Here is an 11990-nt window from a genome sequence, read left to right as displayed (position 1 = left end):
TATTAACTTAACACATTACAAAGATATGAGAAAAATTTCTTTGAAAGGATATTTATGCCTAAAAAGTTTAGCATTCAAGCAAATATTACCTACTATAAAGATTACTCTTTTCCTTCTTTTGTTCATTATATTTCAAGTTTACAGCGAAAATAACTAATCACAACGTACAATGTTAGTATTCCTTGTTATAATCTGATAATGAGCCTATTATTCTCAGAAGTAGAATCACAGGCCGAATTCCTGTTTATTTATAATAAGAATACGTAAGTCTCAGACACACCATAACGGTTGATGCTAATAATAAAACAATATCGAAGCCTCCCAAAGCTATACTAATTAGCTTAAATTGAAAAAAGAAGATTACAGAGAGTAAAGCTGGGAATACTTTGCTCCTTATTCTATAATAAGTTAGAGTACTTCTCATAGGCTTAGCCTACAAGTTATACTACGGATCAATAGAACAAACCACGGTAATGCTTCTAATCATTACCGTACTTTCTTATTGTAGATAAAAGTACACTTTTACAACAAAAACATCCCCATGTTCTTATATAAAACATCCGGATGTTGTGATGCACAACATCCGGATGTTTTCATAGCAAACTTCATATCTTAAGCAAAGTATTCTATACTATTATTACAATAAAATATCGCTGTTCTCTATACGCCCAACCTGTATCATTTATATTCAGCAATAGGCAATTCTCCTCGCAAAGCTCCTAATGCATTCTGCGCCAGAGCTTCCAGTTCATCTTCACCCGGATAGACATACACTGGAGCAAGAAAAGAGATACGTTCTTTCAAACGGGAAACGACATAATCGGAATGGGCAATCCCTCCCGTCAATAGTATTGCATCTACTTTACCATAAAGAGCTACGGCAGCCGCACCAATACTCTTGGCCACCTGATAAATCATTGCATTCAATATCAACTCCGCCTTCTTATCTCCATTCTCTATAGAAGCTACAATAGCAGGAACATCCGTCGTACCCAAATGTGCTGTCAGACCGGCACGACCAGAGATACGTTTTTTTAATTCATCTTTCGTAAAACGTCCACTATAACATAAGTCTATCAATTGCCCGGCCGGAAGAGTTCCTGCACGCTCAGGCGAAAACGGTCCTTCACCATCAAGCGCATTATTTACGTCTATAGCACGCCCATGATCGTGGGCACCAATAGAAATACCTCCGCCCAGATGACAAATAACAAGATTCAGATTTTCGTATCTCGTATCGTGTTCGCGGGCATAGCGACGGGCAATAGCACGCTGGTTCAATGCATGCCAGATCGTAACACGAGGCATAAGAGGCGATCCTGTGATATGAGGTATTTCATCCATTTCGTCCACCACACCGGGATCAGCAATGAAAGCACGACAACCGGGAAGCATAGAAGCCAACTCTGCCGCAATAAGACATCCCAGGTTGCAGGCATGCGTACGCATAGCATGAAGAGTATCAAGCCGCATAGCCTCATTAACTTCGTATACACCTCCGGGAATTGGTTTTACCAGTCCTCCACGGCCGATAATGGCATCAAACTGGAAAGGAATTCCTTCCTTCTCCAGTTCCGTAAGTACAAGAGATTTACGAAAATCAAACTGATCGGTCACCAGTGGAAAGGTAGCCAACTCGTCTACCGTATGACGAATGTTACGAACCAACAACGGAGTTTCATCCTCAAAAACGGCAATTTTCGTCGAAGTAGAACCGGGATTAATGGCGAGTATCTTCATAATACATCTTATTTACAAGTAAGGCATGCCATAGCCATGCTATAATATTTTGACAAACCGGAATCACTGCGTGAAGGCAATACCACCGGACAAACAGGACCTTGCAGCAAACCTGCCATATCTGCATTGGCAAAAAGAGACACTGACTTATAAAAAGTATTACCAGACTCAATATTAGGGAATATCAAAACATCTGCCTGCCCGTTGATAGGTGAAACAATCCCCTTTATATTACCACTTGCCTGTTCACAGGAAGTACGGACATCCAACGGACCATCAATAATAACATTACCGAACTCACCGGCCTCTGCCAACTCCACAATATTCACATAATCTAACGAATGGGGAAACTTGGCACTGACTTTCTCCGTACAATGGATAAGAGAGATACGTGGCTGTTCAATCCCAAAAGAATGACAAGTATGAATGGCATACCAGATCATTTCAATACGTTGTTGCAAAGTAGGACGGGGAATAACGGCCGCATCAGAAAAAAACAGTAATTTATTATAGGTCGGAATCTGCATCACAGCAAGATGAGTCAATACTTTCCCTTTAGGCAACAGTCCTTTTTCCTTGTCGAGAATGGCATGAAGTAGGTTATCCGTATTAATAATCCCTTTCATCAGAATATCTGCTCCACCTTCACGAACAATACGTACAGCCTCACGGGCAGCCTCATCCGAATTTTCAACATGGATGGTTTTTACCAATTCGGGATATTTCTTTAAAGTAGGATACTTCTCAAGTATCGCCGAATCTCCGATCATCAGAAATTCAGCAATTCCTTCTTCAAGAGCACGGGCTATAGCATATTCTGTATTGGCATCATTGGCACAAACTACTGCAATCCTCTTCCGTCTATTCAACGTTTTCAAATGAGATGTCAGCTGATCGAAATTTCTAATAGGTTCCATAACGTTAGATTTTTAGCAAATATCAGAAAAATGATTGAAAAATACAGCATAGTAAAGTATAAAAATAACGTATACGCGTAACATTTTGTCACGCAGGGAATAAAATTCGTTAAACTTTATGCTACAATGTGTTGAATATGTACATTTGCAAAAAACAACAAATGCGTATGAATAGCCTGATTCTACCTCCTTATTTAAGTGAAGGTGACAAAGTCGCCATCGTATCTCCATCAAGTAAAATAGATAAGTCGTTCCTTAAAGGAGCCAAAAAACGGTTGGAATCCTGGGGATTAAAAGTTGTAACAGGTAAATATGCAGGGGCTTCGTCGGGTAGATACGCAGGAACCATCAAACAACGATTAAAAGATTTTCAGGAATCGATAGACAATCCGGAAATAAAAGCTATTCTTTGCAGTCGGGGTGGATACGGGGCTATACATCTCATTGAGAAACTCGACTTTACTCTTTTTCGTGAACATCCCAAATGGGTAATAGGGTTCAGTGACATTACTGCACTCCACAATCTTATACAATTCAATGGTTTTGCTTCTTTGCACGCGCCGATGGCACGTCATCTTACTGTAGAACCGGAGGATGATCCCTGCACATTACATCTGAAAAATATTCTTAGCGGCAAACTACCTGAATATTGCAACAGAAGGCATGTACTGAATAAGTTAGGAACAGCACGCGGTGTTCTCCGTGGGGGCAATATGGCTGTTTTTCATGGTTTACGGGGTACACCTTATGATATACCGGCAGAAGGAACAATTCTTTTTATTGAAGATGTCAGCGAACGTCCTCATGCCATAGAGCGTATGATGTACAATCTGAAGTTGGGCGGAGTGCTCGAAAAACTTTCCGGACTTATTATCGGACAATTCACCGAATATGAAGAAGACCGTTCACTGGGAAAAGTACTATATGCCGCGCTGGCCGATCTCGTACAGGAATATGACTACCCGGTCTGTTTCAATTTCCCGGTGGGGCATGTTACCAATAACCTGCCACTGATCAATGGGGCAGAAGTAGAGTTTACAGTAGGTAAAAAATCAGTTGAATTGAAGTTCATTTGTTAATAAACCATGGCTTCCGGAGCAAGCTATAGTGAAAATCATTACTTTTGCCTGTACAATAAAAACAGTTATCTAAAATGAAAAGGAATTATACCATGTTACTGGCCGGTCTATTACTCTTTTCCACTCTTTCTCTTTCTTCTTGCGGAAACAAGAATAAGGCAAGTGAAACGGTTGAGGAAGTTGCAGCAGTCCAGACGCCTCAGTTTGATGCAGACAGCGCCTATCAATACGTAAAATCACAGGTTGACTTCGGACCACGTGTGCCCAACAGTAAAGAACACGTTGCCTGTGGTAACTACCTTGCATCACAACTGGAAAAATTCGGAGCCAAAGTAACCAGCCAATATGCCGATCTTATCGCCTATGACGGTACATTGCTAAAAGCCCGTAATATCATTGGGGCCTACAAACCGGAAAGTAAAAAACGTATAGCTCTCTTTGCACATTGGGACAGCCGTCCCTGGGCTGACAATGACCCGGACCCCAAGAATCATCACACCCCCATTCTGGGAGCAAACGATGGTGCCAGCGGTGTAGGAGTATTACTCGAAATAGCCCGTCAGATGCAGAAACAACAGCCGGAACTGGGAGTCGACATTATCTTCCTTGATGCTGAAGACTACGGTACACATCAATCTTATACGGGCGCCCACAAAGAAGATGCCTGGTGCCTGGGTGCACAATATTGGGCACACAATCCTCACGTACAGGGTTACAACGCCCGTTTCGGAATTCTACTTGACATGGTAGGCGGACAACAACCCACTTTCTACCGCGAAGCTTATTCTGAAAAATACGCCAAAGACATTAATCAGAAAGTATGGAAAAAAGCCAATGCACTGGGATATGGAAAGTTTTTTATCAATGAAGTTAACGGTGGAGCAACGGACGATCATCTGTTTATCAATAAAATAGCAGGAATCAAAACAATTGACATCGTTCCCTGTGACCCGGAAGGAGAATACTCTTTTGACCCGACGTGGCACACATTGAAAGATGACATGGACAACATCAACCGTAACACTCTCAAAGCCGTAGGGCAAACAGTGATGGAAGTAATTTATAACGAAAAATAATATGTGCACAACGTGCCATGTAAATAGATATACTCATGTCAATTAATGAATTACAAGACGAAGTGATAGCTGAATTCAGCGACTTCGATGACTGGATGGATCGTTACCAGTTGCTTATCGATTTAGGAAATGAACAAGAACCGCTTGAAGAGAAATACAAAACGGAACAGAATCTGATTGAAGGTTGCCAAAGCCGCGTATGGCTACAAGCTGATGAAGTAAATGGTAAAATGATATTCAAAGCGGAAAGTGACGCGCTGATTGTAAAAGGTATCATTGCTCTGCTTATAAAAGTTCTTTCGGGACATACACCGGATGAAATTTTAAATGCAGACCTTTATTTTATCGATAAAATAGGCTTAAAAGAACATCTATCGCCCACTCGTAGCAACGGTTTACTCTCAATGGTAAAGCAAATGCGGCTTTATGCATTGGCATTTAAAGCCAAAGACGAGAGTAAAAAATAAGAATCAAAATGAAAATCTGCGGATTTAAATGCTTTCTACTTGCAAGCAGCTTGTGCCTTATGGCACAAACTTTGCTTGCAGGAAATCTTGATATCAAGAACGGAAAGTGGAGAATTACATTCAATAAACACACACAAACAGTAGATTATCTCTACCAGGAAACAACACTGCTAAAGGAGGCCTTCGTACAGGCAATCAATGCCAGTGGAGAGGTCTTGAAAAGTTCCGATTATCCCATTGCTACTTTGAAACGGGAGAATATCTCGGACACATTCGGTAAAGGCAAAAAATATACATATGTCTATTCCGGCCGACCTGGTAAAGAAAACCTGGAACAAGTGTTCTACTTTTATCCCACACGCAATTATCTGTTGACAGAAGCCTATCTCACATCAGATCAACGAACAAGCTGTAACTGGATAGCTCCGATTATGAGTAATACCAGTAGCACATTCCTGCCTGCCGATGGTGACAATCGGCTGTTGGATGTCCCCTTCGACAATGATAGTTTCCGTGGTTACTCCGCCAATCCCTGGAACACCAGTTCTGTTTCTTGTGAAGTAACAGCCTTCTATGATGCCACCAGCCGCCAGGGACTCTGCCTGGGTTCGATAGAGCATGACAACTGGAAAACCGGCATAACCTACAGTAGTTCGGACAATAACCGCCTACAAAGTCTCTCCGTATTTGGCGGACTGGCAGATGCCCGCACTAATGACATTCGCCCGGAAAAAGGGCCTGCTATCCATAAACATGGAAAATTGTATGGTACACGCATCAAATCACCCAAAATCCTCGTTGGCTTTTTCAAAGACTGGCGTACCGGTATGGAGAGCATCGGTGAAGCTACAGCTCTTATCACTCCACCACTACCCTGGCAGGAAGGGACAATTTTTGCCTGGCAAAGTTGGGGAGGTATGGCCGATAAAGTGAATTATACCGGTGCTATTGATATCTCAGATTATTTCAGAAATAAATTGCAACCTGCCGGATTTCATAATGAAAACGGAGAGGTATATATGATACTCGATTCCTTTTGGGATAACTTTAATGAACAACAGCTCAAAGACTTCGTATCTCATTGCAAAGCCAACGGGCAGATTCCGGGTATTTACTGGACACCCTTCTCCTTTTGGGGAGGTGAGAAAGACAACTGGGATGTGGAAGGCACAAACGGTAAATACAAATATGGCGATATCATCATTACTGCCAGCGGCAAACGTCGCAAAATAGAATCTTATGCACTTGACCCCACGCATCCCGGTACGCTGGCCCGTATAGACTGGCAAATAAAACGTTTCAAAGACTGGGGTTACAAGTACGTAAAAATAGACTTTATCAACAACGCAGCATTGGAAGCCGATAAGTTTTATAATCCGGACATTACCACCGGCATACAAGCCTACAACTATGGTATGAATTACTTCGCCAAAGCTTGTGGTAATGATCTCTTTATTGATCTCTCTATTGCTCCCGTATTTCCGTCGCAATATGGTCACGCCCGCCGCATTTCATGCGATGCCTGGGGAAGTATAGACAACAGCCAGTATATGCTCAATAGCCTTTCGTTTGGTTGGTGGCTGGATCGTGTATATCCATACAATGACCCCGATCATTTGGTACTGAATGGTAATTCTGAAGGAGCCAGCCGTATTCGCGTCACTACAGGAGCTATGACAGGAACCATGTTATTAGGTGACAATTTTAGTTTGAAAGGCTCCTATCCAGGCAATCAGACGGTTCGTGACCAGGCGGAAAAGGTAGTGCTTAATGCCGGCATCAATGCATTAGCACAATTAGGACGTTCATTTCGTCCGGTAGAAGGTAATATGCCTGTTAACTTTAGTACGGGAAGCGGCACTTATGGTGTAGAGAAGTTCTTTATGCTTGACACAGAAAATGCGCTTTACCTTGCTGTATTCAATTATAATGCATCGAAAGAAGCCACAGAGACAATCAGCCTAACCAGACTGGGAGTCAATGTGGCCAACGTAAAACGCATCAAGGAATTATGGACCGACACTTCTGTAAGCCCCACAGGAAATGAATTGAAATGTGAGATTCCCGCCGGTGACGTAAGGGTATATTGCCTTGAGAAAAAGAAGAAATAAAAGATATTTCTATTTTTCACAGATAGCTACAACTTGTGTTTCCGGTTTTACCTCTAACGTAACGTATGAGTATACATTTCCTAATACATCTGTTTCCATAGTTGCCGGTCGCCTTTTTCCATTACAGGAAATGCTGGTATAAGATCCTGGGAAAACCGCCTTCCAAGTGACAGGTTGAGCAATATGGCTCTTAAATGTCGTTTTATTCGTATGATCATGCCGTACCGAGATGCTTCCTCCCAAAACAGGTAAATATTGCAGATGCATCCATTCTGTTTCAGTTGTCAACCGGGGCAATGTACGTATCTGCTGTTTACTTGCATCAGCCTGTATTCCTGCCATACCGGAAACGATACCCTCCATTACACCATAAGATACTTCCGGATAATCACTTCGTTCCATAGTCGGTAACGCGGTAATCCGGCTGTATGCTTCCTTGTTATAAGCATAAGAATAGAGTATTTTAGAAAAATAAGATAAATTCTCAACATTCCACTCTTTCGACAATAAATGTGTCAATGTAGCCCGAATACGTGCTGCATCTTTAGCAATATCAAACCATAAAATAAACGTCTCACCTTCACCTTTATGAAATTCTTTCAGCCCGGTAAAGAAGGTATTGTATAAATTGCAGGAATCGTCCCACCACTTATTTTCAAGCAATGTAACATAATCCTCAGCCATTATAGCATATCGTTTACTGGCTTTCACATCGCCTTTCAGTTTTAATAACTTCGAATACGAAACACATCCGCGATAAATTGCAGCCAGTAAATCAGCACTCACAGTCAACCCCTCAAAATTCTCCACATAAGATGCCAATCCTCTACATTTATGATAGTTATCTTCGGCATTAAACGGCACCGGAGAATTCATGAACCGGGGACGGTCCATAATTTTATCTGCCTGTAACTGCCATCTTTCCATGTAAGCAGTCATAGTTTTCTCATAAAATGTCAGGAATGCCTTATCATTAATATAACGCGAATCACCCGTCCATAAATAGGTACGATAACAAGCGTCCAGTACATCAAAATTAGCATTCAGGTTATACCAGAATTCTTCATCATTACGATAATCTATCGGGGCCGGTTTGTCATAACGATTAATTTCCCAATAGGTACACCAATCTTTTGATTCTGATATGTTTTGCGCAAATTTGGCCAGCATATTGAAGTTTTCTTTGGTTAATCCTAACACCTCAGCTCCACCACACTGATGTGATACATCACGCATACAAAATGCCTCACGCTGAGGTAATGATGCTTCATACCAGGGGCCCACAGGGTCGGTCGACGCTCCCACATAACCAAGAGCCATCTTTTTTGCCCAGTCAAATGTCTGTTGTAAACGGGAGTCAGAAGTCATAAAAGAGAGTTCTTGTTTCTGAGGCTGCCGGAAAGCACTAGCCGACAGAAGGATTATCGCCAGCATACCATACTTTGTCATTAATCGAATCATAATAAAAACATTTTAAGTTATCAAAGTTTCCGGCAAATATAGCATACCTCTAAGAAAAGACCAGTCGTAAATAAACCATTTACTAGTTCTAATGTCCATAGTTCCTAAAAAGTAGATAATATAACGCTTACACTCTTTTAATAAATCAGTTTTAAAAAGAATCTTTTATTCGGATTCATATAATCTCTGCCCATTTGAAATGAAAATCAGATCAAAAATAATTCAACAATTAAAGTAGTTATACATTACCTCATTCCAAAGCGACTCCCTACCACGCCTATTTTCTGAGTAATTTTATTGAGAGTCATGGTTTTATTAACAGGTATAGTTTATGAAAAATAAATATTCAAATGCATGATACCAAACAAATTTGTTGTATATTTGCAGTAACTCAACTGAAAAAGAATGATTCCAGAGTTTAATGAAGACGGTTATTTGCCACCAGGTATATATGAGGCCTCTTTTGAGGAGGTAAAGAACAGGTTTGGATTTAGTAGGAAGCGACAGAAATTGTTGCAGGGAATGTCTTTCTTACTGGAGCAATGTAGAATACTACATTGTGATATTCTGTATTTAGATGGAAGTTTTGTTACTAAAAAGTTAAATCCAAGCGATTACGATGCCTGCTGGGATACAACAGCAGAGAACCGGGAACAGGTTCTGAACAATGTCTTGGAGTCTTTGTTAGAAAGTAATTCGGAGGTACAGAAAGAGTATTTCGGCGGAGAAATATATTCAGCTTTCTCAAAAGCTATTTTATTGCCCGAATTAACTATTCTAGAATACTTCCAGAAAACAAAGCAATATGAAGATAAGGGTATTGTAATGATTAAATTGTAAGCATTATGATTAAAAACAAGAAGCAATACACAATGATGAAGAAGCAACTGGAAGAGTTGCTCACAAACATATGGGACATAAAAGAGATATTGCAAAAAGAGAATAACATACCACTTCGTCTGCAATTAGGCACTTTTGAAAGAGGATTAGTTAAATTACAAAAAGAACTGGAGGAGTATGAAAAGCTAACTTCTAAATCTTTGTCATGGCTGGAATTTGACTCTTTTAAGGATGACATGAACAAAGCTATCATAAGTTTTCGTATCGCCTCAGATATCAGTCAGAAAAAGTTAGCGTCAGAAATGTTTATCCAGGAGCAGCAAATACAGCGTTATGAACAATCAGACTACTTAAGCGCCAGTTTTGAGCGTATTCTACAGCTGCTGGAAGCACTGGAGATACGTATGATACTGCGAAAAGATTTTAAAAAGGACGCTTTTAAGACAACTCCTGCGAATGTGTGGGAACTAAGTGATGAGATACGGAAAAGAGGAAGTATATTGCAAATAGCAGGAGAAGAATAATTATGAAAACAATCGCGTTTTACTCGTATAAAGGAGGGGTTGGCAGAACATTAGCTCTTTCGAATATAGCAAGGAGGCTCGCCGATTTTGGAAAAAAAGTGATCATGCTTGACCTCGATCTTGAAGCTCCGGGGCTACATACCAAGTTCTCTAATTTTCAATGGGACAGAAAGGTTGAGAGTGGCATTGTAGATTATATCTACGAATATGCAGTTAATCACAAAATTCCGGCAAAAATAACACCGTATGCATATCACTTGGAAGATTTGTCTTCCTCGTTAGATTTAATTCCGGCTGGCAATCCCAAATTTTCGGAGTACTGGCGAAAACTATCTGCCATTAACTGGTATGAATTACTTTATGGCGAGCATGCAACAGGTATCGCTTTCTTCCTGGATCTAAAGGTAAAAATAGAGAAAAAATATAGGCCAGACTACTTTTTGATTGATACACGTACAGGAATAACTGATATATCCAGCCTCACGATCTCTTTACTTGCTGACCGGTTAGTTATTCTATCTGCCAATAATCAAGAAAATCTCGAAGGTTGCCAACGAATTGTACGCAGCGTATTGAATCAAAAAAATAATATGTTGGAAAAGGAAAAAGAGATTATTTTGACTCTTACGAGAATACCTTATCCTTCTACTCCTACAGAATGCCTGCGGGAAGAGAGCTTAATCGCCAACTTTAAAAAACACTTTGAGGGATTGACTTACGCTTCCGGCAAGGAACTGAACAGTACTCCGGTAGTGATTCATTCAGACAGAGATCTGGAGTGTAGCGAAACTTTTAAAATTGGTTTTGAAAAAGAGACAAAAGGCCCATCAGAAATCATTGCAAACGAATATCTGGATTTATTTGCCCGAATTACAGCAGGTGATTTAACAAAAGAGGAAATAGAGAAGTTTGATAATGAGAAAGAAATAGCCCGACTTTATAATAAAATAAGTCAGACAGAAAATGCCATAGAAGGCGTACAACTGGCAGAAGAAGCAATAAAAAAATATCCGAAAGCAGATCAGTTTTATTATTTACTTGCTCTTAAATGCTTGAAAGCCGAGATGGAAGAGAAAGGGATTAGAGCTATAAATCAAGCTATCAAACTACTTCCTTTACCCTATTATCTGATACTAAAAGCAGGGTTACTCTACAATAAAGGAGAGCAAGAAGAGGCTTATAAAGTAATATTGCCAATAAGACATATTTCACCTCAAGCTTTTTATCAATATTGTTTAGCGAAAGTTACTATAGGCGGTTTTTCAGAAAATGAAGTTTTACAGGATTTGAATGAATTGAAAGAGATGAACTATTTATCTCCGGAAGTGGATAACCTGATTGCTTGTTATCAAAACGAAATTGGAAATTATAAAGAAGCTGAAAAAGCAATATACAGTGCCATCGAACAAGACAAAAACAGGCCTGTGTTTTATACTACTTTAGCCGAAATAAAAGCAAATCAGAACGATATTCCTCTATTTTATATGAATATAGATATGGCATTAAGTAAAGGGGCTGATATAAAGAATGCAATATCGACTGTACCTCGTGTTTATTCAAAATTCAAGAATGACGAGAAGTTTATCTCTCTTTTGAAACGCTATGGAAAAGAGGAAGAAATTGAATTATTGAAAACATTGTAGAAACAGGAACATCTGTTTTTTCCCTTAAATATTTCGGTAAAAAGAGATAGAACAAACATCCGGATAATCCCCAAAGGCCTCTAAAACTATCACAAATGAAGCCAAAAACAGTAGAAATGTATACGAAACCAC

At 40.0% G+C, this 11990-nt stretch carries 10 protein-coding genes; 7 read left to right on the top strand and 3 right to left on the bottom strand.

All coding sequences use genetic code 11. The features are described 5' to 3' along the window. Window positions 1-678 precede the first annotated feature (678 nt). Entirely contained in the window at window positions 679-1740 is a 1062-nt protein-coding gene (gene buk / locus QX565_RS01130; protein WP_289290773.1) for a butyrate kinase, read from the bottom strand. Window positions 1741-1748: 8 nt separating this feature from the next. Continuing rightward, entirely contained in the window at window positions 1749-2657 is a 909-nt protein-coding gene (locus QX565_RS01125; protein WP_221649185.1) for a phosphate acyltransferase, read from the bottom strand. 167 nt (window positions 2658-2824) lie between these two features. On the opposite strand from QX565_RS01125, the gene QX565_RS01120 reads away from it, so the two are divergent. From QX565_RS01120 to QX565_RS01105, 4 genes are all read left to right on the top strand, one after another. Next, window positions 2825-3736 (top strand): S66 peptidase family protein, encoded by a 912-nt coding sequence (locus QX565_RS01120; RefSeq protein WP_289290770.1) that lies wholly within the window; start codon window positions 2825-2827, stop codon window positions 3734-3736. 74 nt (window positions 3737-3810) lie between these two features. Further along, on the top strand, window positions 3811-4812 hold the full coding sequence (locus tag QX565_RS01115) for a M20 family metallopeptidase (RefSeq protein ID WP_221649183.1): 1002 nt from the start codon (window positions 3811-3813) through the stop codon (window positions 4810-4812). 35 nt (window positions 4813-4847) lie between these two features. Then, window positions 4848-5279, top strand: a complete 432-nt coding sequence (locus QX565_RS01110; RefSeq protein WP_221649182.1) for a SufE family protein — start codon at window positions 4848-4850, stop codon at window positions 5277-5279. Window positions 5280-5338: 59 nt separating this feature from the next. Continuing rightward, a complete protein-coding gene (locus QX565_RS01105; RefSeq protein WP_255585449.1) occupies window positions 5339-7390 on the top strand; it encodes an alpha-galactosidase in 2052 nt (683 codons plus the stop codon). A 9-nt stretch (window positions 7391-7399) separates the two neighbouring features. Here QX565_RS01105 and QX565_RS01100 read toward each other — a convergent pair whose 3' ends face one another. Then, entirely contained in the window at window positions 7400-8851 is a 1452-nt protein-coding gene (locus QX565_RS01100; RefSeq protein ID WP_289290766.1) for a hypothetical protein, read from the bottom strand. A gap of 405 nt (window positions 8852-9256) precedes the next feature. Here QX565_RS01100 and QX565_RS01095 point away from each other — a divergent pair, with 405 nt between their 5' ends. From QX565_RS01095 to QX565_RS01085, 3 genes are read left to right on the top strand one after another with little or no spacing between them, the layout of a single operon-like run. Continuing rightward, a complete protein-coding gene (locus QX565_RS01095) occupies window positions 9257-9691 on the top strand; it encodes a DUF6932 family protein (RefSeq protein WP_122201767.1) in 435 nt (144 codons plus the stop codon). Between the two features lie 5 nt (window positions 9692-9696). Then, complete coding sequence (locus QX565_RS01090; RefSeq protein WP_221649179.1) at window positions 9697-10215, top strand: helix-turn-helix domain-containing protein; 519 nt, start codon at window positions 9697-9699, stop codon at window positions 10213-10215. A gap of 2 nt (window positions 10216-10217) precedes the next feature. Continuing rightward, the gene (locus QX565_RS01085) at window positions 10218-11858 is read left to right on the top strand and encodes a KGGVGR-motif variant AAA ATPase (RefSeq protein WP_289290762.1); all 1641 of its coding nucleotides are present in this window, start codon (window positions 10218-10220) and stop codon (window positions 11856-11858) included. The last annotated feature ends 132 nt before the right edge of the window (window positions 11859-11990 follow it).

Source organism: Bacteroides sp. 41_26 (genome assembly GCF_949740115.1).
GTDB classification, from domain to species: domain Bacteria; phylum Bacteroidota; class Bacteroidia; order Bacteroidales; family Bacteroidaceae; genus Bacteroides; species Bacteroides nordii.
This window is presented reverse-complemented; position numbering and strand designations above follow the sequence as displayed.

What these genes read in the sequence shown, in the direction of transcription:
- QX565_RS01105 (WP_255585449.1), top strand. Translation starts at nt 5,339, where the DNA reads ATGGCACAAACTTTGCTTGCAGGAAATCTTGATATCAAGAACGGAAAG.
- QX565_RS01110 (WP_221649182.1), top strand. Translation starts at nt 4,848, where the DNA reads ATGTCAATTAATGAATTACAAGACGAAGTGATAGCTGAATTCAGCGAC.
- QX565_RS01085 (WP_289290762.1), top strand. Translation starts at nt 10,218, where the DNA reads ATGAAAACAATCGCGTTTTACTCGTATAAAGGAGGGGTTGGCAGAACA.
- QX565_RS01125 (WP_221649185.1), bottom strand. Translation starts at nt 2,657, where the DNA reads ATGGAACCTATTAGAAATTTCGATCAGCTGACATCTCATTTGAAAACG.
- QX565_RS01120 (WP_289290770.1), top strand. Translation starts at nt 2,825, where the DNA reads ATGAATAGCCTGATTCTACCTCCTTATTTAAGTGAAGGTGACAAAGTC.
- QX565_RS01090 (WP_221649179.1), top strand. Translation starts at nt 9,697, where the DNA reads ATGATTAAAAACAAGAAGCAATACACAATGATGAAGAAGCAACTGGAA.
- buk (WP_289290773.1), bottom strand. Translation starts at nt 1,740, where the DNA reads ATGAAGATACTCGCCATTAATCCCGGTTCTACTTCGACGAAAATTGCC.
- QX565_RS01100 (WP_289290766.1), bottom strand. Translation starts at nt 8,851, where the DNA reads ATGATTCGATTAATGACAAAGTATGGTATGCTGGCGATAATCCTTCTG.
- QX565_RS01115 (WP_221649183.1), top strand. Translation starts at nt 3,811, where the DNA reads ATGAAAAGGAATTATACCATGTTACTGGCCGGTCTATTACTCTTTTCC.
- QX565_RS01095 (WP_122201767.1), top strand. Translation starts at nt 9,257, where the DNA reads ATGATTCCAGAGTTTAATGAAGACGGTTATTTGCCACCAGGTATATAT.